The 22,732-nt window shown below is 37.2% G+C and carries 19 protein-coding genes; 13 read left to right on the forward strand and 6 right to left on the reverse strand.

Annotated elements, in window-relative coordinates; all coding sequences use genetic code 11:
• Positions 1-300 precede the first annotated feature (300 nt).
• Positions 301-672 carry an SseB family protein gene (locus ACG94X_RS04765; protein ID WP_419382601.1) on the forward strand — a complete coding sequence of 124 codons (372 nt, stop codon included), beginning with the start codon at positions 301-303 and terminating at the stop codon, positions 670-672.
• A gap of 10 nt (positions 673-682) precedes the next feature.
• Here the strand turns inward: ACG94X_RS04765 and ACG94X_RS04770 are convergent, their stop codons facing one another.
• Together ACG94X_RS04770 and ACG94X_RS04775 are read right to left on the reverse strand one after the other, a co-directional pair.
• The gene (locus tag ACG94X_RS04770; RefSeq protein WP_419382602.1) at positions 683-1,609 is read right to left on the reverse strand and encodes a tRNA dihydrouridine synthase; all 927 of its coding nucleotides are present in this window, start codon (positions 1,607-1,609) and stop codon (positions 683-685) included.
• Between the two features lie 503 nt (positions 1,610-2,112).
• Positions 2,113-2,922 carry a cytochrome C assembly family protein gene (locus tag ACG94X_RS04775; RefSeq protein ID WP_419382603.1) on the reverse strand — a complete coding sequence of 270 codons (810 nt, stop codon included), beginning with the start codon at positions 2,920-2,922 and terminating at the stop codon, positions 2,113-2,115.
• Positions 2,923-3,066: 144 nt separating this feature from the next.
• Here ACG94X_RS04775 and ffh point away from each other — a divergent pair, with 144 nt between their 5' ends.
• Together ffh and ACG94X_RS04785 are read left to right on the forward strand one after the other, a co-directional pair.
• A complete protein-coding gene (ffh, locus tag ACG94X_RS04780; protein WP_419382604.1) occupies positions 3,067-4,476 on the forward strand; it encodes a signal recognition particle protein in 1,410 nt (469 codons plus the stop codon).
• A gap of 230 nt (positions 4,477-4,706) precedes the next feature.
• Positions 4,707-5,282, forward strand: a complete 576-nt coding sequence (locus tag ACG94X_RS04785; RefSeq protein WP_419382605.1) for an alpha/beta hydrolase — start codon at positions 4,707-4,709, stop codon at positions 5,280-5,282.
• A 218-nt stretch (positions 5,283-5,500) separates the two neighbouring features.
• Here ACG94X_RS04785 and ACG94X_RS04790 read toward each other — a convergent pair whose 3' ends face one another.
• Both ACG94X_RS04790 and ACG94X_RS04795 read right to left on the reverse strand, forming a co-directional pair.
• Entirely contained in the window at positions 5,501-6,232 is a 732-nt protein-coding gene (locus ACG94X_RS04790; protein WP_419382606.1) for a type III pantothenate kinase, read from the reverse strand.
• Between the two features lie 100 nt (positions 6,233-6,332).
• Complete coding sequence (locus ACG94X_RS04795) at positions 6,333-7,088, reverse strand: biotin--[acetyl-CoA-carboxylase] ligase (RefSeq protein WP_419382607.1); 756 nt, start codon at positions 7,086-7,088, stop codon at positions 6,333-6,335.
• Between the two features lie 30 nt (positions 7,089-7,118).
• Here ACG94X_RS04795 and ACG94X_RS04800 point away from each other — a divergent pair, with 30 nt between their 5' ends.
• From ACG94X_RS04800 to ligA, 5 genes are all read left to right on the forward strand, one after another.
• Positions 7,119-7,928 (forward strand): sulfite exporter TauE/SafE family protein, encoded by an 810-nt coding sequence (locus ACG94X_RS04800; RefSeq protein ID WP_419382608.1) that lies wholly within the window; start codon positions 7,119-7,121, stop codon positions 7,926-7,928.
• A 497-nt stretch (positions 7,929-8,425) separates the two neighbouring features.
• Positions 8,426-9,121 (forward strand): GntR family transcriptional regulator, encoded by a 696-nt coding sequence (locus ACG94X_RS04805; RefSeq protein WP_419382609.1) that lies wholly within the window; start codon positions 8,426-8,428, stop codon positions 9,119-9,121.
• Positions 9,122-9,134: 13 nt separating this feature from the next.
• On the forward strand, positions 9,135-12,587 hold the full coding sequence (gene smc / locus ACG94X_RS04810; protein ID WP_419382610.1) for a chromosome segregation protein SMC: 3,453 nt from the start codon (positions 9,135-9,137) through the stop codon (positions 12,585-12,587).
• 1 nt (position 12,588) lies between these two features.
• The gene (locus ACG94X_RS04815; RefSeq protein ID WP_419382611.1) at positions 12,589-13,665 is read left to right on the forward strand and encodes a cell division protein ZipA C-terminal FtsZ-binding domain-containing protein; all 1,077 of its coding nucleotides are present in this window, start codon (positions 12,589-12,591) and stop codon (positions 13,663-13,665) included.
• A 96-nt stretch (positions 13,666-13,761) separates the two neighbouring features.
• The gene (gene ligA / locus ACG94X_RS04820; RefSeq protein WP_419382612.1) at positions 13,762-15,792 is read left to right on the forward strand and encodes an NAD-dependent DNA ligase LigA; all 2,031 of its coding nucleotides are present in this window, start codon (positions 13,762-13,764) and stop codon (positions 15,790-15,792) included.
• 185 nt (positions 15,793-15,977) lie between these two features.
• Here ligA and ACG94X_RS04825 read toward each other — a convergent pair whose 3' ends face one another.
• On the reverse strand, positions 15,978-17,042 hold the full coding sequence (locus tag ACG94X_RS04825; protein ID WP_419382613.1) for an SDR family oxidoreductase: 1,065 nt from the start codon (positions 17,040-17,042) through the stop codon (positions 15,978-15,980).
• Between the two features lie 446 nt (positions 17,043-17,488).
• Between ACG94X_RS04825 and ftn the strand changes: the two genes are divergently transcribed.
• Positions 17,489-17,953 (forward strand): heteropolymeric bacterioferritin subunit Ftn, encoded by a 465-nt coding sequence (ftn, locus tag ACG94X_RS04830; RefSeq protein WP_419382614.1) that lies wholly within the window; start codon positions 17,489-17,491, stop codon positions 17,951-17,953.
• 231 nt (positions 17,954-18,184) lie between these two features.
• Here the strand turns inward: ftn and ACG94X_RS04835 are convergent, their stop codons facing one another.
• A complete protein-coding gene (locus ACG94X_RS04835) occupies positions 18,185-18,757 on the reverse strand; it encodes a peroxiredoxin (protein WP_419382615.1) in 573 nt (190 codons plus the stop codon).
• 134 nt (positions 18,758-18,891) lie between these two features.
• Between ACG94X_RS04835 and ACG94X_RS04840 the strand changes: the two genes are divergently transcribed.
• The 4 genes from ACG94X_RS04840 (at position 18,892) to ACG94X_RS04855 (ending at position 22,698) form a co-directional block, all read left to right on the forward strand.
• Positions 18,892-19,215 carry a DUF6176 family protein gene (locus tag ACG94X_RS04840; protein ID WP_419382616.1) on the forward strand — a complete coding sequence of 108 codons (324 nt, stop codon included), beginning with the start codon at positions 18,892-18,894 and terminating at the stop codon, positions 19,213-19,215.
• A gap of 193 nt (positions 19,216-19,408) precedes the next feature.
• Positions 19,409-20,137 carry an alpha/beta hydrolase family protein gene (locus ACG94X_RS04845; protein WP_419382617.1) on the forward strand — a complete coding sequence of 243 codons (729 nt, stop codon included), beginning with the start codon at positions 19,409-19,411 and terminating at the stop codon, positions 20,135-20,137.
• Positions 20,138-20,233: 96 nt separating this feature from the next.
• The gene (gene bioA, locus ACG94X_RS04850) at positions 20,234-21,538 is read left to right on the forward strand and encodes an adenosylmethionine--8-amino-7-oxononanoate transaminase (RefSeq protein ID WP_419382618.1); all 1,305 of its coding nucleotides are present in this window, start codon (positions 20,234-20,236) and stop codon (positions 21,536-21,538) included.
• On the forward strand, positions 21,535-22,698 hold the full coding sequence (locus tag ACG94X_RS04855; RefSeq protein ID WP_419382619.1) for an 8-amino-7-oxononanoate synthase: 1,164 nt from the start codon (positions 21,535-21,537) through the stop codon (positions 22,696-22,698). Before bioA ends, ACG94X_RS04855 begins: the two co-directional genes overlap by 4 nt.
• The last annotated feature ends 34 nt before the right edge of the window (positions 22,699-22,732 follow it).

Here is a 22,732-nt window from a genome sequence, read left to right on the forward strand (position 1 = left end):
AGTCGTTTTATAGCATAAATAGTGGAAAAAGTTGAGATTAAGATTGAAGTCATAGTCATTTTATCGTTTTTAATAGTGAATTTTTTTGATCAAAAATGAATATGCTTGGTGTATTTTATCTGAGAATTGAATGTTTACAACCAATGAAATCTATTGATGAATGCTTAGAAACCATAGTGATGATTACTCTATGGCTGAATAATCTTTCGTGATCGTCTATCTAACTCTAGATAACACTGGTCTATTTTATATTTATCGGAAATAATAGAGTCAATTAAAACCAAAAAAATAAGCAAAAATATGTCAAACCTACAACAATTATTTACCCAAACCCAAGAAAATTATGAACTTATTCCAGACTTTATAGATCTACTTCTAGTTTCAGATGTTTATTGTTTAGGAAAGCAAAATCCGAATCAGCGAATACAATTTAGAGTGCTGGAAACGCCAGATGGAGATCAGGCGATTCCGTTCTTTTTATCTAAAGAAACGATTTATCAAGATTTAGGAGAGGACATTGAGTACGTTACTTTAAATACTCGAAAACTCTTTGAGATGACAATAGGTGCAACACTTGTGTTAAATCCTACAGCCGATTTAACAAAAGAATTTCAACCAGAGGAAATTCAAGCAATTCTTGCCATTGGTTTAGATGAAGATACTCATCCTTAAACTATGCATATTAAGCATTTAATTTTTCAATAATTTCATTCAATTGCTTAATACGTTTAACCTCATCCCATAGTATTTTGGCTTCTGGGTAGTGTTTCGACATCATTCCAAGCCATTGTTTATAGCGCCCAATCATATTCATTTCTTTTTTATATAGACCATTTAAAAAGCGAGCTTGTAAGCTTAAGAGCTCGTTCCAAGTGATTAATGGTTGATCGGTATTTTGACGAATACATTGGGTTAAATCGGGTGTAGTGACTGCACCACGACCAATCATTAAATCTTCACAACCTGATTCAAGTTGGCACTGCTTCGCATCTGCATTGGTCCAAATTTCACCATTGGCAATGACATTGATTTTTAAAGTTTCACGAATCGGTTGAAGTAAGTCCCAAAAAGCTGGCGGAGTATAGCCATCGGCTTTGGTACGTGCATGTACGGTGACCCATGCTGCACCTGCATCTTCAATTGCATGAGCATTTTCCATTGTAAAGTTTCTGTCCATATAGCCTAAACGCATTTTTGCAGAGACAGGAATATGTGCAGGAACCGCATCTCGAACGGCTTTAACCAGTTCATGAACAACTTCAGGTTCATCGAGTAATACTGAGCCACCACGGTGACGATTCACTGTTTTAGCTGGGCAACCAAAATTCATGTCGATGGCTGGTGCACCAAGTTCTACAGCACGAACAGCATTTGCAGCCAATACTTCAGGATTATTTCCTAAAAATTGCACATGCACAGGTGTACCTGCTGCTGTTTTTCCATCATTGAGTAATTCAGGACAATACTTATGGTAAACATGATCGGGTAGTAAAGAATCGGTTACACGAATAAACTCAGTTACACACCAGTCATAGCTACCGACATGCGTTAAAACATCACGCATGATTGGGTCAGTTAAACCTTCCATTGGTGCAAGAATGAGTTTCAATGTTGCTGGCCATCTGATAATAAAAAATGCGTTATACGTTTTTTTAGTGGGGATGTCTAGTTCATTGTCAAATTGATGAATTATGCTTTTCTAAAAGTTTTGAAAAATTTATCTGCCAATGCACATATCAATAAAATAATATTTATTTTTGCCCGCTATTTGTGATGCAAAAAAATGAGCAATAACGGTCGTTACTATATGTTGATACAACACCATCATAGTTTGGATCAATATCTTTGATCAGAAAAACGGCGTCACATTGTTGACATCTTTCTGTTGAAATTTGGTTTAAATTTTCATCTTGGCTATTAATTGGTATCATTACGAAATATCCATTGTTTGTTTTGTAAACACATACTTTTTTTAAGAGATTAAACGTGTTGATCAGTATTCGCAAGATTTAAATATAAAATTTTAATATAAATAAGATGTTAATGTTTTAATCGTTATGAATAGAAAGTATTCATAATATGTTCGAAATGATTCATTGCCGCATTTATCAATTAGCGATGTAGAATCATTTCCAAAACAAACTTACTTCCTATAAAGCCTACAGCCAATAAGAAAAATCCAATAATCGTAAAGCGAATGGCTTTTTGACCACGCCATCCAAACTTATAATGACCAATCAATAAAGAACCATATACAAACCAAGAGACAATACTAAATGCAGTTTTGTGTGCTAAATGTTGTGCAAAGAAATTATCAATCGTGAAGAAGCCAAACAATAAGGCAACACTGAGTAAACTAAACCCTGTGAATAACATATCAAACAACAAAGATTCCATTGCTTGATAAGATGGTAGGAAATTGACCCAAATCCGTTTTTTTTGTTTCTTTTTGAGTTCTCGGTTTTGGAACCAAATCAGTACAGCTTGAATCGTTGCCATTAATAACACTGCATAAGCAGACAGCGATAAAATGATATGAAAATCTAGCCCTAAAGAATGCTGTTCAATGATTTGATTGGGTTCACTAAAACAAAAACCTAAAATGAGACCCAATGCAGCGACTGGAATACCAATTAAATTTAATGCAGAAACAGGGCGATAGGTACTATATAGCAAGCTTAATAGCAGCATTAACCCAGAAGTAAACGACATTAAGTTAAAGACATCGTAATTAATGCCATATGGCATAACCATATCGTTATACAGTACACTCGAGTGTAGGATCAGTCCTAATCCTGACACGATTGCAATAAACCATGGGTTTGAAGGACGCTTTGACATTAAGTGCATAACCACATACCAAAATGAAGTGGTATAAGCAATTAATGCTAAAATCGTGTAAACCAAGGGGAGGCTAATCATGTCAAACCTTTTTCAGGATGATGAATAATCATGTTATAAGATATAAATTCCATGTGAACTACAGTATCCTATAGCATCTTATGCACAAATTTTCTATTTTAAGAAAGAATTTTTTGCTACTAGCTATTTTAAGCGGATTTTGCAATGTTTGATACCTTAACAGAACGACTCACGCAGAGTTTAAGAAATGTTACTGGCTCTGGGCAGCTGACCGAAGACAATATTAAAGATACCTTACGTGAAGTACGTATGGCGTTGCTTGAAGCCGATGTTGCTTTACCTGTAACTCGTGAATTTATCGCGAAAGTTAAGGAAGAAGCATTAGGTCAGCAAGTAATGACTCAGCTTTCGCCTGGGCAAGCTTTCGTCAAAATCGTCTATGATGAACTCACGAAAATGATGGGTGAGGCGAATGAAACCCTGGATTTAGCTGCAAAACCACCTGTTGTTATTCTCCTTGCAGGTTTGCAAGGTGCTGGTAAAACAACGACAGCAGCAAAATTAGCTCGCTTCCTTAAAGAACGCCAAAAGAAAAAAGTAGCGATGGTGTCTGCGGACGTTTATCGTCCTGCGGCAATCAAACAGCTACAAACTGTTGCTGCTGAAGTTGGTGTAGATTTCATTGAATCTGACGCTTCTGAAGATCCAATTAAGATTGCACAACGTGCGATTGGTCAAGCCAAGATTAACTTTAATGATGTCTTAATTGTCGATACTGCAGGTCGTTTGCATATCGATGATGACATGATGGATGAAATCAAAGCCTTACATGCTGCGATTGGTCCAACAGAAACTTTGTTTGTTGTCGATGCGATGACAGGACAGGATGCTGCTAATACAGCAAAAGCCTTCAATGATGCGTTGCCGTTGACAGGTGTTATCCTGACCAAGACTGATGGTGATGCACGCGGTGGTGCGGCACTTTCTGTGCGTGCTATTACAGGCAAACCAATTAAATTCTTAGGTATGGGTGAAAAACTCGATGCCTTAGAGCCATTCCATCCTGAACGTGTTGCACAGCGTATCTTAGGTATGGGTGATGTACTTTCTTTAGTCGAAGAAGTTGAACGTAAAATCGACAAAGAAAAAGCTGAAAAAATGGCGAAAAAATTGCAAAAAGGCGGAAACTTCAATTTTGAAGATATGCTCATGCAATTTGAACAAATGAATAAGATGGGCGGTATGATGGGCTTCTTAGATAAGTTGCCTGGCATGAGTGGAGCGGGTATTCAGGATGCAATCGCACAAGCGAATCCTGAAAAGCAAGTGAAAAAGATGGAAGCGATTATCCAATCGATGACCATTAAAGAACGTCGCAACCCAGATCTAATGAACCCAAGCCGTAAAAAACGTATCGCAGCAGGTTGTGGTATGGATGTTGTTGAAGTGAATAAACTCATTAAACAACATGCACAAATGGCGAAGATGATGAAGAAATTTGCTAATCCGTCGGGTATGGCAAAAATGATGCGTTCATTAGGCGGCATGCAAAAACAATTCGGCGGTGGTGGTGGCGGTATGGGACCATTGTTTGGCGGTAATGATAAAAAATAATGATCAGATCGTTAATTTTTAAAAGTTAATTGTCTATACATATTTAAAAGATGCTTCGGCATCTTTTTTTTCATCTTAAGTGAATAAAATAATATTGTGATTTTATTTGCAAATCGTCTAATTAGTGTTAATTATTTTGCTATTAATTCTATTTTCCTATTTAATCAAAATATAGACGTAAATTTTGCTTTGATGAATCTATTCATCTTTAAACAATTAGAAGAAAAAAAATGAGTGTATTTTTGATTTATGGTAATCCTCGTTTGTCGCCTACCCATTGGTACACATGGATATCTGAAAAAATTGCTGCCAGTGGTTTAGTATGTGCTCATATCTCATTACCGAATCCTCAACAGCCTGATTATGAGCAATACAAACAGATATTCATTCATCAAGATATTCAGTTAAATGAAGATAGTATTATTATTGCTCATGAGCTCGGCGTTTTGGTCGCTTTAGATTGGCTCTCAATTCAATTGAAACAAGGTAAGCGGATTAAAGCACTTTTTGTTATTTCAGCTTCTAATCAAAATTTAGCTGCTAAACCTGAATATCACTCATTTATGAAGCACATTAAAATTGACGATAGTGTGATTAGAAGCCATGTTCAAAAACGGTTTCTATTTTTATCAAATAATGATTTAAACATTCCTGCACCGCTGAGTATTGGTTTTGGGCATTTATTGAATGCACAGATGATTGAAGTAAAGCAAGCGGGGCAGTTTCGGGATCAAGATGGTTTATTAGAATTTCCACAATTATGGGAAAAATTAAAACCTATTTTGACAGCTAAAGAAGAAGCTTAATTTCAATATTTAGGTCAGCTAGAGTATTCATTTACCAATCATTCAGTTTTCAATTGTCTTGCAAAACATTCAATTTCAAAGGTCGTTCTGTTTCGAACAATCTAGATGGCTTTTCAATGCAGCAATAGACATCATTATTTCTCTATATCTAAATTTATTAATTTTTAGTATTCATAAAAATGGAGGATACATGATCCTCCATTGAAGTGTGTTTATACTTAATTATTTTGTTGATCTATATAAAGTTGTAAGCCTTGTAACAGTAAATCAGTTTCAATTTGTGGAGAAAATTCTTCAAGAAATTGTGCAAATAATAGGGCATCACCACCCGTTAGAATTAATTTACGTGGTGATTGTTGCATGACTTGGCGAATGGTACTGAGTAGCCCCAATAATATACCGTGATGTACGGCGTCAATGGTATTTCGACCTGGGCTCAGTTCTGAAAATGCTGCATCTGGAATTTTGATGCCTTTGGTTTTTTGGATTAAGGAATCACGTTGTAAATAAAGGTTAGGTAGAATATAACCACCAAGATGCTGAAAACCTTCAGTTAAATCAATAGTTAATGCTGTTCCACAACTAATGACACATAGATCTTCTTCTGCACTGGCAACGGCTAAGACTTGTAACCAACGGTCTATTCCTAATTGTTCGATATGGTCATAGCCACAGCGTAAACCTGCATATTCAGCATGGACTTTGGCAAAAGTTACAGGAATATCAAGTAAGGTCAAAATTTGGATAATACGTTCATTGTTCTTTTGGTCTTGAACAGAAGAAATACCAATCTTATCTAAGCCTAAGCCACGGAAATGCTGTATTAAGCCAAGCAGTAAATCCGCAGGGGATTGCAGATGTAATTCTGCTGCTTGTTCAATAATTTGGTCATTTTCGGTGATCCAATATTTAAGACGAGTATTTCCAATATCCAACCAAAGTGCTTTCATTTTAAAAGACTCATTTTTCAAACCATTGCGGATGATATGTTTTGTGTATCTGCCATTCTTGATCCACCATATTTTAAGAAATGGATCGAGTTTTTACAATTTAAGATTCAACTAAACGTAACCGACCTTGATAGACTTTTTCTATTCCTTGCGCAGTAAGTAAGTTGAGTGCGCCGTCATTTGAAATTCCTTTGAATACACCTTCAATTGAGCCTGATACTTGTTCAAAATGAACGTGTTGGTCAATAAAGGCCGCATAATGATTAAATCGAGCAGCAAGGTTGTAACAACCGTGATCAAACCATTGTCCAGCTTGTTGGATGGCTAGATATAATTCATTTACGATTTGAATTCGATTGGGATATTGCACGCCAAGTTGTACGACCGAAGTGGCTTTCTGGCTCACTTCTTGCTCAGGAATGGGAAGCAGATTAATGCCGACACCTACAATCGCTTGATGAGGTGAAATCGGTTCAACTAAGATACCACCCCACTTTCCTTGTATGCTAAATAAATCATTCGGCCATTTAATTTGTAAACCTGTCAGACCTTTCAAGCTAGGCATATGCAAAATATTTAAAGCGATTTCAAGTGCTAAACGACCATCTAAGGCTGTTCGAGTATCGAGCAATGTGCTTAAATAAATATTGCCAATTGGGGATACCCATTCTCGTTGGTGCTGACCTCGCCCTTGAGTCTGTGTTTCACTACAGACCAAAATTGTCTTGACACCACTGCGCGCAATTTCCCGAACATCATCGTTGGTTGATGTTGTTGTCTGTTTTAAGAGCAGCACTTCAGGGAGCTGATTTGCTTGCGTAAGAAGCTGTCTAAGATGACGAGTCTCTAAATCCATGTTGAATCTGAGAAGAGTGGAAGAACATTTATGGAGTTAATCATATATTTAGGTATTGGCGCAATCGCTGGATTTGCTGCTGGACTATTTGGTGTCGGTGGTGGGTTAATAATTGTACCTATTCTCTATGTGGTCTTTACTCAAATGGGTTATGACCCATCTGTTATTATGCATATGGCTTTAGGAACATCCTTAGCGACGATTATTGTGACGTCTATTAGTTCTGTAACGGCACATCATAAAAAAGGTGCAGTTTTATGGAATGTATTTAAAAATTTAGCACCAGGATTAGTGATTGGATCATTTTTAGGTGCAGGGATTGCAGATATTCTGTCAGGACAACATTTACAACTCATCATTGGTATTTTTGCACTTTGGGTTGCTTTTAAAATGTTTAAGGGAGCGAATGTTAAAGTTGATGAATCTAAACATTTACCATCTGCACAAAAACAAATGCTTGCTGGTGGTGGAATAGGTGTTGCATCTGCAATTTTTGGGATTGGTGGTGGTAGCTTAACCGTACCGTATCTGAATAAAAATGGTGTAGTCATGCAAAAGGCTGTGGCAACTTCAGCTGCGTGTGGTTTACCTATTGCGATTGCAGGAGCTCTAGGTTTTATGTTCTTTGGTGCACAAGAACAGATAGAGATTAAAAATGCGATTGGTTATGTACATATTTATGCCTTTATTGGTATTAGTGTTATGAGTTTTATTACGGCTAAATTTGGTGCAAAAGCTGCTCATGCACTTTCACCTGAAATGCTCAAAAAGTGTTTTGCTTGTTTGTTGACTGCTGTAGGGCTTTATTTTATTTATAAAGGTATTTCGCCATTTTTTTGAATATTTGATTTTAAATTTTTATCTTTTTGATGATTTAACTTGCTTTATATTTTATAAGTAGAGCAAGTTAAATATAAGTTAAGGAACTTGTTCGAATAGGTAATATAGCGACCAGGACTGAATGGCTTGCTGGATAAATTAGAAAAACACTCAAGTATTTGAGATTAAGAATGTTTTAAAACCAATATTGGTGATCTCTTTTTTTATGGAATTTGTTTTCATCCTTTAAAAAGAGAGGAGATTTCCAATTTCAATCAAAAAAGCTTTCGTAGAGATTTATTAGAGATACCTTTTATATATCAGATAATTATTAAATAATTCATACTTAATTTCCGATCAACAACACTTCTTCAAAAATCAAAGTTGACTTAAAATGCATTAAAATTGTCGGACAATGTCATGGCTTTTATCTAAGGAACTCAGGTAAAACAAAAGAATGACAATTGATATTGTCCTAAACCTTGCTACAAAAATAAAAAAGCCAATATAGGAAGTATATGCATTTGGAAGAAGTTGATAGCCTTTCAGAACAAATCGCCAAGCATATTAGTGAACAAATTATTAGCGGCGAGTTGGTGGAAGGGGAAAGAATACAAGAACTACGTATCGCCAAAGAACTGAATGTCAGTCGAGGGTCGGTACGTGAAGCTCTTTTGCTTTTAGAAAGAACCCATCTCATTGAAATATTCCCACGCCGTGGTGCAATTGTTTCTGAAATGTCTGCACAACAGGTACGCGCATTGTTTGATACCTGCGCTTTGCTGTTGGGTCAAATAGTACAACGCATGAGTGAAACATGGCGCAACCATGAAGCCGAAGCTTTACAACAAATGATGAGTCAATTGGTTGAGCATGTGAAGCAAGGCAACACAGAAAAATTTTATGATGGTATCTTTCAATTCTTGTCAGAACAGCAAGATATGGTAGGAAATGCCTATCTGATGAAATTTTATAAAGAATTGCTGCCATCATTACGTAGAAGTTATTTTTTAACCTTAAATACTTCAAGACGTGAGCTACAAGAAGCTTTAGAATTGTTAAAGTTAGTGATTGATGCAATTTTAATCCGAAAATCACAACAAGCTACTTTATTTATGGAAGATTTTTGTCGACACTTACGTAATTTAGTGTTGGAATCTCTGACACGGATGAAACAAATCGAACTTGCTTGGGCGCGGAGATCGCGTCGGTAGTATCTAGGACATTATGCGTTTAAGTAGCTTAAAACTTTCAGGCTTCAAATCGTTTGCCGATAGCACAACTTTACAATTCAAAAATAGCCGTACAGCGGTCGTAGGTCCTAATGGTTGTGGTAAATCCAATGTGATTGATGCCATCCGTTGGGTGATGGGTGAGTCTAGTGCGCGCCAGTTACGCGGCGGTAGTATGCAAGACGTTATCTTTACCGGTACGGTAAAACGTAAACCTGTAGGCATGGCAAGTGTTGAACTACGTTTTGAAAATACCTATGGCAAACTGGGTGGAGCGTATAATGCTTATACCGAACTTGCTGTCCGCCGTCAGGTGAATCGTGATGGAAAATCTGAGTATTTTCTAAATGGTACCAAGTGTCGTCGTCGTGATATTACAGATATTTTCTTGGGTACAGGTTTAGGGCCTCGTTCATATGCCATTATTGAACAAGGTATGATTAATCGTTTAGTTGATGCTAAACCTGAAGAAATGCGTGTTTTTATCGAAGAGGCTGCAGGCGTATCACGCTATCAAGCCCGACGCCGTGAAACCTTGCAGCATTTAGAACACACCACGCAAAATTTAGACCGTTTGGATGATATTGCTTCAGAGTTAAAATCACAGCTCAAAACATTAAAACGTCAGTCTGAGTCAGCCATTCAGTATAAAACTTTAGAAACTGAAATTCGTACTTTAAAGATTGAAATTCTATCTTTCCAATGTGAGCGTAGTTCTCGTTTGCAAGAAGAATACACCGTTGAAATGAATGAATTAGGTGAGCATTTCAAACTGGTTCGTACTGACATGAGTACATTGGAACATGACTTAACATCGACCAATGAATTGTTTCAGCGTTTGATTCAGCAATCTACCCCTTTACAAAATGAGTGGCAACAAGCAGAGAAAAAATTATCTGAATTGAAAATGACGTTGGAGCAGAAGCAAAGTTTATTCCAACAAAATTCTGAAACTTTGGGTAATTTGGAACAACAGAAAGTCCAAACCAAAGAAAAAATTCAGTTAATAGATTTACAACTGGAAACCTTACACAGTCAATTGGAACAACAGTCAGAACATTTGCTCAGTTCAGAAGCTGAAACGCAGCAACGTAGTCGTACTTTTACAGATTTAAAAGCACAGCAACTTCAAGCGCAGCAACACTATGAGCAAGTTAAAGTTCAAGTTGAGAAGCAACAACTTCAAAAAAACCAGATGCAAGCTCAAATTGAGCAATTGGCAAAAAATGTCGCACGTATAAGTCAGCAAAAAGAGACATTAAAAACTCAAGCGACTCAAATCCAAAGCCAGTTTCAAACGGAAGATATACAGCAACTTGAACAAGATAAGTTAGCTGCTCAAAATAGCATAACGCTACTTGAACAAAAAACTTCTGAATCAAAATTGCAACTAGAACAACGCCAAGAACAGATCAATCTCCAAAAAACACAAATTTCAGCATTTAAATCTGAAATTCAAGTGTTGCAGTCTGAACAGAAAAATCTAAACCAATTGATGGCAAAAAGTACGGTAAAAGCTGATGCCAATGCTGTGCAATTGATGCAAATTTTAAAACTCAATTCGCAAGGTAAAACCCATGCCAATTTAGTTGAAAAGTTTTTAGCAAAATGGTTATCTGCACATATTGTTGAAGGGAATACTGACTTTGTAGAAAGTGTGGCACGTCAACTTAAAGCTTCAGACTCTTTGGATAAAATCCAATTAAATGGCTTAACTTGTTTAGCCGATTGGATTGAGTCTCCGCAATATTCTTTGTGGAATCAAGTGGCTGTTACTAAAAATCTAGCAGAAGCTTTAAGTTTGCAAACCAAGTTGAATGTAGGGCAAAGTATTTTGACATTAGACGGCTACCACGTCGGTCAAGATTGGGTGGTTGGTTTATTCTTTGATGAATCGAGCCAAGCTGCACAAGGAGCATTGAGTCATCGTATTCGTCTTGAAGAAATTGACACTTTACTCACAACATTACAGCCTCAATTCATTGAAGCAGAAATAGTTTTACCAGTGTTTAATCAGCAAATAGCGACATTGCAACAGCAGATTCAGCAAGATCAAGATTGTCTTAAAAGTCAGCAAAAAATATTGCAGCAAGTTGATGTACAAATAGCGAAACAGCAAAGTGCGGCTCAAGCATTTGAATTGCAAAAAGTTCAATTGAATAGCCAATTACAACAATTGGATGAGCAACTTGAAGAAGATGCAATGCAGAAAGATGATCTTGAAATTGATATGCATTCAGTCATCCTCAAGCTTGAACAAAATCTGCCTGAATTTAAAACTGTGCAATATAAGCTCGATGAATTAAATGAGCAGGTTGAAGAACAGCAACTGCAATTACAGCTCAAACAGCAAGATTTTGAAGCGACCCGTCGTTTGACTGAACAGAATAAACAACAAATTGAATTGCTTGAAAAAGATCTGACATTTTCTAAAGCGCAGTATGAGCAAATTATTGCGCAAATGGAACAAGCTAAGAAATTTGTAGATCCGATTCAATTAGAGTTGCCAAGTTTAGAGTCACAATTTTCTGAACAATCACAACATACAGAAAAATTGCAAAAGACTTGGAGTGATTGGCAGATTGAATTGAATAATGTTCAATCTAAACAGCAACAATTGACAGAAATGCGCCATTTGCATCAGCAAAATGATGAACAGTTACGTACAAAACTGGAAGAAAAACGTCTTTCTTGGCAATCAGCTAAATCCGACTTGCAACATTATTCAGACCAGCTCAAAGAAATGAATGCTGAGATTAAGCAAGGTGTAGTGATTGATTTACCTACTCATCAAGAAAAATTTGAAAAATCACAACGTCAGTTTGAAAAACTCGGTGCTGTTAACCTCGCTGCTTCTGAAGAGTATGAGGAAGTATCGAAACGCTTTGATGATTTAACTCATCAAATGCAAGATCTGGAAAATACGGTTGGGCAATTAAAAGATGCCATGAAGACCATTGATCAAGAAACCAAAAAATTATTTATGGGTACTTTTGATCGGGTGAATACTGAGCTTAAAGTATTATTTCCTAAAGTTTTCGATGGTGGTGAAGCCAGTTTAAGTCTAGAAGATGATTGGCAGTCTGGTGTGAAGTTGATGGCGCGTCCACCGGGTAAGAAAAATAGCTCATTGGCATTGTTGTCGGGTGGTGAAAAAGCATTAACAGCTTTGGCATTGGTTTTTGCAATTTTTAGGCTGAACCCTGCACCATTCTGTGTTTTGGATGAAGTTGACGCACCTTTAGATGATGCAAATGTCGGACGTTTCTGTAATTTAGTAAAAGAGCTTTCTGATCAGGTGCAATTCATTTACATTACACATAATAAAGTTGCAATGACAATGGCAACCGATCTGCTCGGTGTGACGATGCCTGAACCGGGTACATCAAAACTCGTCACGGTGAATTTGGAAGAGGCAAGAGAATACGGTTTAGCCGCGGAGTCATAGTATGGAAAACACCACAATTATTGGAATTGTTGTTGCAGTAATCTTTATCTTAATCGGTTTAAGAATGGTGTTACGAAAGCCGCATGATGCTGCACCATCTTTAGAATCTGAACTGCATGTGAATGAGGATTGTAATCAACCTGTAATTCCACGTCATGTACGTGATCAATTGCAAGCAGATCGTGCATCCAAAGAGCAAGTACGTGTTGAACCGAGTTTAAATACTTTAGATTCCGTTGAAATTGCTGATGAAAAACAACAGCAGATTGAAGCACAACAAGAATCTGTATCGGTTCAAACAACAAAAACTGCTACGCAAGTTGCTGCTGTGGATACAATAGCTAACCTTGATTCAGTTGATAAAATTGAGCAAGCCGATCTTGTTGAAACTGAAAGTTTAAATGGGGCTGCTGTGCAAGTTACTGAATCTGAGGTTCAGAAAATCGAAAATGCTGTTGAAGCGACTCAAGTTCAAACTCAGACCACAGTTGCATTTCAAACTGAGATTGATACACCGAAAAAAGAGCCTGATTTTCATTTAAATCCAAATGTAGAAACCACAGAAATTAAAGCATTTGATGAAGAAAGTAATATTTTAGATGTGCATTTGAACCAACAACAAAAACATGATGATGAAAGTGTGTTGTCGAATGCAGAAATGATTATTGCATTGAATGTTTATCCAAACCCACGCAAAGCTTTATCTGGTGATAAGACGTTAAAAGTACTGTTGAAATATGGCTTACGCTTCGGTGAATTGTCATGTTTTCATCGCTATGAAAATACAGAAGAAGAATGTCATCTGTTATTTTCAGTATTGCGTGTAACGGATAATGGACCAGATGGTTTTGATTTAGAAACCTTATCGACTGAGCAAGTTCAAGGTTTGGCATTCTTTCTTGCATTACCTCATCCAGACGTACAAAAAGGTTTTGATACCATGGTGAGTATTGCAGGTTTAATCGCTCGTGAGATTGACGGTACGGTTTATGATGAAAATAACTTGGAATTTACCCCACAATTGAAAGAACATTGGCGTCATAAAGCCATCGACTATCGTTCTGGGCAAGAAGTGTAAGATCTGTTTTAGTAAATGAGTTGATCATTTGCTTTATAATAATCGGCAATGAATTTTAGGCGGAGTCATCCGCCTTTTTAGATAGTGAAATAATGTATGGAAAATAACCCTGTCGTGGCGCAAATGCGTCAATTGATACAACTGATTGCTCAACATAATCATGCTTATTATGTAATGGATCAACCCACTATTGAAGACAGTGAATATGATCAATTATTTCATCAGTTAAAAGCTTTAGAGCAGCAATATCCTGAATTAGTACAAACAGATACACCGACAAAATCTGTAGGTGGGAAAGCATTATCAAAGTTTGAAACCATTACCCATACAGTGCCAATGCTGTCTTTGGGAAATGTATTTAATCAAGAAGAATTATTGGCTTTTGCACGTCGTATTGAAGAACGTTTACCGAATCAAAAAATTCAATATGATGTCGAATTAAAGTTTGATGGCTTGGCGATTTCATTGTGGTATGAGGATGGTGTTTTGATTCGTGGTGTCACTCGTGGCGATGGCGAAACGGGTGAGGTCATTACCGAAAATGTAAAAACAATTCGTAATTTACCTAAAGTTTTAGCCGCAGATAAAGTGGCGGTTCCACGTTTGTTAGAAGTCCGTGGTGAAGTGCTGATGCCTAAAGCAGGCTTTGATAAGCTAAATGCCGAAAATGAAGCAAAAGGTGAAAAGACCTTTGCTAATCCACGTAATGCAGCAGCAGGTAGTTTACGTCAACTCGATCCGAGTATTGCAGCTTCTCGTCCATTGGCATTCTATGCGTATGGGATTGCACAATGTGAACCGAACCATGGTATTACCTCTATGTCGGAAAGTTTGGAATGGCTGACCAATTTTGGATTTGCGGTAGGTGAGCGTCATTTTGTTTGCGATAGCATCCAAGAAGTTCAGGAAAAATACGAACAAATTAATCAAGAACGTCCAAATTTGTTGGTCGAAATTGATGGTATGGTTGTTAAGGTTGATGATTTACAGCAACAACAAAAATTGGGTTTTTTAAGTCGTGAACCACGTTGGGCAACGGCGTATAAGTTTCCTGCAGTTGCAGCATTAACCACAGTAGAAAATATTGACTGGCAAGTTGGACGTACAGGAACTTTAACACCTGTTGCACGTTTGAATCCCGTTGCTGTGGGTGGTGTTACCGTTTCTAATGTGACGTTGCACAATATTGGTGAAATTCACCGTTTAGATGTGCGCATTGGCGATACTGTCAGCGTTTATCGCAGTGGTGATGTTATTCCAAAAGTTGAAAAAGTTTGGTTGGAATTCCGTCCAGCAGATGTGGTTGAAGTTCATCTTCCTGAGAATTGTCCTGTATGTTCTTCTCCTGTAGTCATGCCAGAGGGTGAAGCTTTAGCCCGCTGTTCAGGTGGTTTGTATTGTTCAGCACAACGTATTGAAGCTATTCGTCACTTTGTTTCTCGTAAAGCACTGGATATTGAAGGTTTAGGCGATCGTTGGGTTGAATCATTATTACATCTTGATTTGTTGAAAGATGTTGCAGATATTTATCATCTGCATGAGCATCGTGATCAGCTATTGACCATTGAAAAAATGGGTGAAAAATCGGTTCAAAATTTATTTGATTCAATTGAAAATAGTAAGAAAACGACCTTGTCTGCATTTATATATGCACTGGGTATACGTGGGGTCGGTGAGACGACAGCACGTATGCTTGCGAATACATTTCAAACACTAGATGCAATTCGTACTGCGGATTTAGAAGCATTAAAGAAAACACCTGACGTGGGTGATATTACCGCCGAGTGGATTGTAGATTTCTTTAAAGCACCGCATAACTTAGAAGTCGTAGATCGTTTGCTTGCAGCAGGTATTCATTGGGATGCACCAACTGCACCAACACGCCAACCACTCAATGGCGAGAGCTGGGTAATCACAGGAACTTTGACCACCATGGGGCGTGATGATGCAACACAAATGTTGCAGTCTTTAGGTGCTCGTGTCAGTGGTAGCGTATCGAGTAAAACCAAGTGTGTTGTTGCTGGTGAAAAAGCAGGTTCTAAGTTGGAAAAGGCTGAAAAATTGGGTATTCAGGTATTGAGTGAACAAGAGTTCTTGGCGTTAATGGCTGAATATGGACAAGCTTAATTTTATTTGAGTTATAGTTTGAATAACGGTAAAGGCATATTGAATGTATCTTTACCGTTTTAATAATGAAAATATTAATGAGAGGCTTAATTTATATTAGGCGCTTAATGAAGAACATCACAAAATAATTCATCACATATTTTAAATAAAGAAACCGTTGTTTGAACGGCTTCTATTATCGAACATTAAATATATTTTTTCACCACACCATCATCGAGCAATTGTTGAAAATGCTCAACTAAACTGGTGTCAATATTACGATAAGTCATGCCCAGTTCTTGCTTGCTTTTATCGGCATTAAAATAAATAGGATAGCCCATATTCTTTTCAATAAAATCACGTGAATATCCAAAAGCAGGGCCTATCAACTTAAATGCTTTTTTGGGCACTTGATTACGCGGGAAGGGGAATTTTTGCCCGAAGTGCTTCAGTAAAATTTTACCCATTTCCAATAAGCTAAAAGAACCACCACTAATAATATAACGACCAGAAGCTTTAGGATTCAATGCAGCGTGAATATGTGCATCTGCAACATCTCGTACATCGACAATACCGTTCCACATTGGTGGAACGCCCAATAAGGTCATCCCATTGGCAAATTGCTCTAAGACTTCGACACTACCAGATTGAGTCGTTGCAGTAAGAGAAGGGCCGAGTACCAAAGCAGGGTTAATACAGACCAAATTCCAACGATTTTGTGCCTTTGCCATATCCCAAGCTTTACGTTCAGCCATCACTTTGGAGTAAGGATAAGGTTGATGTGTCGTAGAACTGGTCATATTCCAATGCGACTCATCAAACTGGTTATTCGTAGTATCCAAAATATCAATCGCATCGCCATAAGTAGACGCAATACTAGATGTCACAATGACACGATTAACTGTTTCTGTTTTATTAACACTATTTAGAACATTTTCAGTGCCTAAAATTGCAGGTTTAATAATATCATTGACTGCATCTTTAAAATTAGTGACAACGAATGGAGATGCCATGTGAATCACAATTTCACAACCTTGCATAGCCTCATCAAATGAACCATTTTCTAAAAGATTGGCTTTAAAGAGTTTGAGTGTTCCTGTATTTGCTTGTGCAATTTTTTCTAAATGTGCAAAGCTTTGTTTTTTATTGAGATCACGCACAGTGGCATGAACGGTATAACCTTGTTCTAACAGGTTTTTAATGACCCAACTGGCAATATAACCTGTAGCGCCAGTAACAAGGATCGGTGCTGATGTTTTTCCCTGAGACATCATTTTTCCTTTTGGTTTTAGTTGTCATGATCATAAATAATTCGTTGTAGAATGTCTTTTAAATTCACCTTTTGAAATGAATATTTTTTTATTAGCAATGCATTTAGTTGTGAGTTTGTAGAAGCTAGTTTTCCATGAGTTTTTAAAAATAAATAACTAGATCTAAGCTATTTGATTTGAATATTAGTGTATTTAAGGTCATAAATAAGAAGCATTTGTACTGGTTACAATTTGATGCAAAGCTATTTGGAGTACTGTTTAAATAAAATCAGCAGACCGAAAAGCTGCAAAGGCTTATTTTTTAAATGAAAAATTTGCTTATTAAAACTGCGAATGCGTATGTTTCTCATTTTAATTTTATAAAAATCATAAACTTACACATTTATATTTTTGCAATATTGCTAAAACTTGTCCATAATAGTGTAAAAGGGTATGGAGTATTGGAAATGCGTGGCAATCCAGAAGTTATAGACTATCTTAATATGTTGATCGGTGGTGAACTGGCTGCTCGTGATCAATATCTCATTCATTCTCGTATGTATGAAGACTGGGGTCTAAGCAAGATATTTGAACGTATTGATCATGAAAGCCAAGAAGAGGCTTCACATGCCGATGCTTTGATCCGCCGTGTATTGTTTCTCGAAGGCACGCCGAATATGGATCGTGATGATATTGAAACAGGCACAGATGTGGTGAGCTGCCTAAAAGCAGATTTGGCACTGGAATATCATGTCCGTGAAAAATTAGCGAAAGGTGTAAAACTTGCGGAAGAGCATGGCGATTATGTGACCCGTGATATGCTTCGTCAGCAAATGTCAGATACCGAAGAAGATCATACTTACTGGCTTGAAAAGCAAATGCGTTTAATCGAGTTGATTGGTTTACAAAACTATATTCAGTCACAAATGTAAGATATGTAAAACATCGAGCTGAACAGATGAAGTGAATAAGCCTTTGGATGAAAATCTAAAGGCTTTTTTATTTAAGCAGTATGATCAAAGGTAAAGCATTGAATTAGATTTTCATAAATGAAATTCCCAGAAACAATCAAATTCAACAATAGCATCAATGATCAAAAAAGCATTGGATTCAAGGTGATTAATCCAATGCTCTAGTACATTCAATAATTGAATGTTTAATAATTATTTTTTAGTAAACTTCTGAATATCCGCCAAGACTTGACCAGCATGTGTCTGCGTATTGACGCTGCTGTAGTGGTAGACAATTGTGCTTTGTGGGTCGATTAAAAAAGTTTCTCGTTTGGCAATTTTAGCAATTCCAAGATTACGGACAATACCAAGCTGTTCGGCAAGTTTATGATTATTATCAGCAAGTATCGGAAAGTTTAGCCCAAGTTTGTCCGAAAATTGTTGATGTGATTTAACGTCATCCAAACTAACACCTAAGACCACTGCATTATTTTTTATAAATTGTGGATAGAGTGCTTTAAATTGATTGGCTTCCTGCGTACAACCTGGAGAATTATCTTTTGGATAAAAGTACAGCACAACCCATTTACCTTTGTATTGACTTAACTCATGCCATTTAGAGCTTTGATCTTGTAATTTAAAGCTAGGTGCAGGTTTTCCTACCCATTCTTTTTGATTTGAGTCGAACTTAGAAAATATAGTATTTTCAGCATGGCTCACAGTATTGAATGTGTACAATGTTGATATGGAAAGTAAGCCAATACTCAATAATTTTAATCGTTTCACAATGCATACTTCCCTAAATTTAGTCTACTTTTGATCTTAGCAAATTTTATGATTTTGTGGCGATGATAAATGTTTGCAATTATTCCAAACAAATTTATGATGAATTCAGTTTTTATCATAAATTAGAGAAACACATGGATGTCGGTGCGGTACTGATCAAATTAAAAGCCAATTCAATGGCAAATGTTGAAGCATGGCAGCAAGAGCTGAATGCCCGAAAAGATGAAGCGATTGAAACACTTAAAGCCGAAGGTGTATATGTTGAATCTTGGTTTCATGTGCAATTGGAAGGGCAAGACTACTTAATTGCCTATATGCGTGCAGTAGATATTCCTCGTGCGCAGCAGATTGGCAGAGAAAGTAGTTTTCCCATTGACCAAATGCATAAGCAATTTAAAAAAAATTGGGAAAAGGGCTATCGGGCGACTTTGTTGGTGGATTTAGAAAATACTCAATGAGATGATTAAGCTATTATATTTTATACCTTAAATCTCTTATAAAAGTCGCTTTTAATCAATTTTCCACTACATCATACGATATTAACTTCATCTTTTAGAGCGTAAATAGACGACGTAATTGAAATTTAGATATTCTTAGTTAACCACTAAGTTTGATACTATTTTAAATATTCAGTACTTTTAGAGCATCGAATTGAATCAAAAGATTTTACTTATTACTGGTTGGGGCGGTGGTACAAAACTACTTCACCCACTAAAAATTGCTTTGCAAGACAAAGGTCACCACGTTGAATTAATCAATATTTTCAATGTTTTTGATGATATTGAATTACAACGTCAGACTGAAAATGCCAAAGATTTTGATGTGATTATTGGTTGGTCATTGGGTGGGCAATTGGCTACTTTATTGGTCAATCAAATCGAGCAAAAATATCAACAACAAAAAGTGTTGATCACATTGGCATCTAACCCATGTTTTGTTGCCAATGAGACATGGCAAACGGCGATGCCACAAGATACTTTTCAAAACTTTAAACAGTCTTTTGAACAGGATATCAGCGCAACCTTATTCAAATTCGGTTTTATGGTCTGTCAGGGCATCGCTTCGACGAAACAAGATCTGAAAATTTTACAAAGTTTAATTCAGCCACAGAAAATAGAATTGTTGAAACAAGGTTTAGCATTACTTGAGCAATTAAATATTGCAGAGATCCAAGAAAATTACACTGGACAGCAATATCATCTCTTTGCAGAGCAAGATGCTTTAGTTGATAGCAAAGTTGTGCAAAATATCCAAAATTTCACTGCAAAGTTTTTGGCTGTAGAACTTATTCAAGGCTCGCATGGCTTTCCTGTTTTTCAAGTGGAGCTAATAACTGACAAAATCTGCCAATATTTACATAAAAATAATCAAACATCGTGATAAGTGGTAAATCTCGCAATTTATTTTTAATTCGTGCAGGTTTAAGATCGGTAAAATAAATTTTTAGTTGTAACGGCAACACATATGGAGTTAAGGATGACTGATTCAAGCCCTACGTTAAGTGATCAACAATTTGATCTTGAACATATATGGCATCCTTATACTTCTATGACCAATCCGTTACCGACCTTTAAGGTGAAACGTGCCTTTGGTGCAATCATAGAATTAGACGATGGTCGTCAACTTATTGATGGTATGTCGTCTTGGTGGTGTGCGATTCATGGTTATAACCACCCTGAATTGAATCAGGCGGTCACTGACCAATTACAAAATATGTCACACATTATGTTTGGTGGTTTTACCCATCAACCTGCAATAGATCTTGGTAAAATTTTGCTCGATATTACCCCACCTAGTTTAGATAAAATATTCTATGCAGACTCTGGCTCAGTTGCTGTGGAAGTGGCATTAAAGATGGCAGTACAGTTTTGGAGTGCGCAGGGTAAGGCTGAGAAAAACAATTTTGTGACACCACGTTCGGGCTACCACGGCGATACATGGAATGCCATGTCTGTCTGCGATCCTGTCACGGGTATGCATCAGATTTTTGGTTCAAGTTTGCCGAATCGAGTTTTCGTACCTACGCCACAAACAGGTTTTGACGAAGTGTGGAATCACAACGATATTGCCGAACTTGAAAGAACTTTTGCAGAACAACATCAACAGATTGCAGCTTTTATTATCGAACCGATTGTGCAAGGTGCAGGTGGTATGCGCTTTTATCACTCTGAATATTTACGTCAGGCAAACTTGCTTTGCGAAAAATACAATATTTTGCTAATTTTTGATGAAATTGCTACAGGTTTTGGGCGAACTGGAAAGTTGTTTGCGTGGGAATGGGCAGGTGTTGAACCTGATATTATGTGTATCGGTAAAGGGTTGACGGGCGGGTATATGACCTTGTCAGCAACACTCACGACAAAGCATGTGGCTGAAACCATTAGTCAGGGTGAAGCGGGCGTATTTATGCATGGTCCAACCTTTATGGCAAATCCACTGGCATGCGCTGTGGCATTTAAAAGTACACAATTGTTGTTGTCGCAAGATTGGCAGTCCAATATTCAACGTATCGAAATGCAATTAAAACAACAGCTTTCAGTATTATCTACACTTGAATATGTCAAAGATGTAAGAGTTTTGGGCGCTATTGGCGTAGTGGAGTTAAATTTCAATATAGATATGAAAATACTACAACAGGAATTTGTCCGCCGTGGAATTTGGATTCGTCCATTCGGCAAGCTGGTCTACGTGATGCCGCCCTATATTATTAGCGAAAATGAATTAAAAACGTTGTTAGAGCAATTGGTTGAAGTGATTGGAAATATGGAGCATGCAGCATGAATGCAGATTTACTTGATCACTTTGCAACACAATTAGATTGCTTAAAACAGCAGGGGAATTTACGCCAATTCACTGCCAATACGCAGCAAGGGCGATATATCAGTATCAATAATCATAAAATGCTGAATTTAGCATCCAATGACTATTTGGGTTTGGCTTCTGATTTACAACTTCGTGAACAGTTTTTTGATGAAACTCCGAATGCTCAGCGCTGGATGAGTTCATCATCTTCACGTTTATTGACTGGTAATTTTCCTGAATATGAACAACTCGAAGCAAGTTTAAGTCAGGCATTTTATGGTCGTGCAGCATTGTTGTTTAACAGTGGCTACCATATGAATATTGGAATTTTACCTGCGCTCACAGACGGTAAGACACTAATTCTGGCGGATAAATTGATCCATGCCAGTATGATTGATGGTATTCGCTTATCCACTGCAAAATATGTGCGTTATCGACATAATGATCTGCTACATCTGACACAACTTTTGCATAAATACCATGAAGATGATGCATTCGAACGCATTATTGTGGTGACCGAATCCATTTTTAGTATGGATGGGGATGAAACGGATTTAGCAGAATTGGTACGTATTAAAAAACAATTTTCCAAAGTCATGCTCTATGTCGATGAAGCGCATGCAATAGGTGTGCGTGGTGAACAAGGCTTGGGCTGTGCTGAACAGTATCATGTAATTGATGATATTGATTTTTTGGTCGGTACTTTTGGTAAAGCGATTGCATCAGTTGGTGGTTATCTGATTTGTCATAGCATCATTCGAGATTATTTAATTAATTTGATGCGACCATTGATTTTCAGTACGGCACAACCGCCAATATGTATGGCGTGGACAAATTTCATATTTCAAAAAGTATTAAAGCTCAACACGCAGCGACAGCATTTACAACAACTTAGCCAGTCCTTACAACAAGCTGTGACAGCCAAAGGTTTTGATTGTCCATCCACTTCGCATATTGTCCCTGTGATTGTTGGGGAGTCAGTAAAAACGGTTGTAAAAGCAAAAGCTTTACAGGATGCGGGTTTTTATATTATGCCTGTACGCCCACCGACTGTGCCACAACATAGTTCTCGTTTACGAATTTCTTTAACGGCACATATTACGCAGCCTGATCTCGATCAGCTTGTAACTTTGTTGTGAGTCCTCTTTGATGAGCACTTATGATAAAGACCAT

The organism is Acinetobacter psychrotolerans (assembly GCF_048552595.1).
In the GTDB taxonomy this organism is placed as follows: domain Bacteria; phylum Pseudomonadota; class Gammaproteobacteria; order Pseudomonadales; family Moraxellaceae; genus Acinetobacter.

Bases quoted from the DNA above. Each gene is read 5' to 3' on its own strand.
- ffh (WP_419382604.1), top strand. From the start codon at position 3,067: ATGTTTGATACCTTAACAGAACGACTCACGCAGAGTTTAAGAAATGTT.
- ACG94X_RS04815 (WP_419382611.1), top strand. From the start codon at position 12,589: ATGGAAAACACCACAATTATTGGAATTGTTGTTGCAGTAATCTTTATC.
- ACG94X_RS04795 (WP_419382607.1), bottom strand. From the start codon at position 7,088: ATGGATTTAGAGACTCGTCATCTTAGACAGCTTCTTACGCAAGCAAAT.
- ACG94X_RS04785 (WP_419382605.1), top strand. From the start codon at position 4,707: ATGAGTGTATTTTTGATTTATGGTAATCCTCGTTTGTCGCCTACCCAT.
- ACG94X_RS04825 (WP_419382613.1), bottom strand. From the start codon at position 17,042: ATGTCTCAGGGAAAAACATCAGCACCGATCCTTGTTACTGGCGCTACA.
- bioA (WP_419382618.1), top strand. From the start codon at position 20,234: ATGACTGATTCAAGCCCTACGTTAAGTGATCAACAATTTGATCTTGAA.
- ACG94X_RS04790 (WP_419382606.1), bottom strand. From the start codon at position 6,232: ATGAAAGCACTTTGGTTGGATATTGGAAATACTCGTCTTAAATATTGG.
- ligA (WP_419382612.1), top strand. From the start codon at position 13,762: ATGGAAAATAACCCTGTCGTGGCGCAAATGCGTCAATTGATACAACTG.
- ACG94X_RS04800 (WP_419382608.1), top strand. From the start codon at position 7,119: ATGGAGTTAATCATATATTTAGGTATTGGCGCAATCGCTGGATTTGCT.
- ACG94X_RS04805 (WP_419382609.1), top strand. From the start codon at position 8,426: ATGCATTTGGAAGAAGTTGATAGCCTTTCAGAACAAATCGCCAAGCAT.
- ftn (WP_419382614.1), top strand. From the start codon at position 17,489: ATGCGTGGCAATCCAGAAGTTATAGACTATCTTAATATGTTGATCGGT.
- smc (WP_419382610.1), top strand. From the start codon at position 9,135: ATGCGTTTAAGTAGCTTAAAACTTTCAGGCTTCAAATCGTTTGCCGAT.
- ACG94X_RS04840 (WP_419382616.1), top strand. From the start codon at position 18,892: ATGGATGTCGGTGCGGTACTGATCAAATTAAAAGCCAATTCAATGGCA.
- ACG94X_RS04765 (WP_419382601.1), top strand. From the start codon at position 301: ATGTCAAACCTACAACAATTATTTACCCAAACCCAAGAAAATTATGAA.
- ACG94X_RS04775 (WP_419382603.1), bottom strand. From the start codon at position 2,922: ATGATTAGCCTCCCCTTGGTTTACACGATTTTAGCATTAATTGCTTAT.
- ACG94X_RS04855 (WP_419382619.1), top strand. From the start codon at position 21,535: ATGAATGCAGATTTACTTGATCACTTTGCAACACAATTAGATTGCTTA.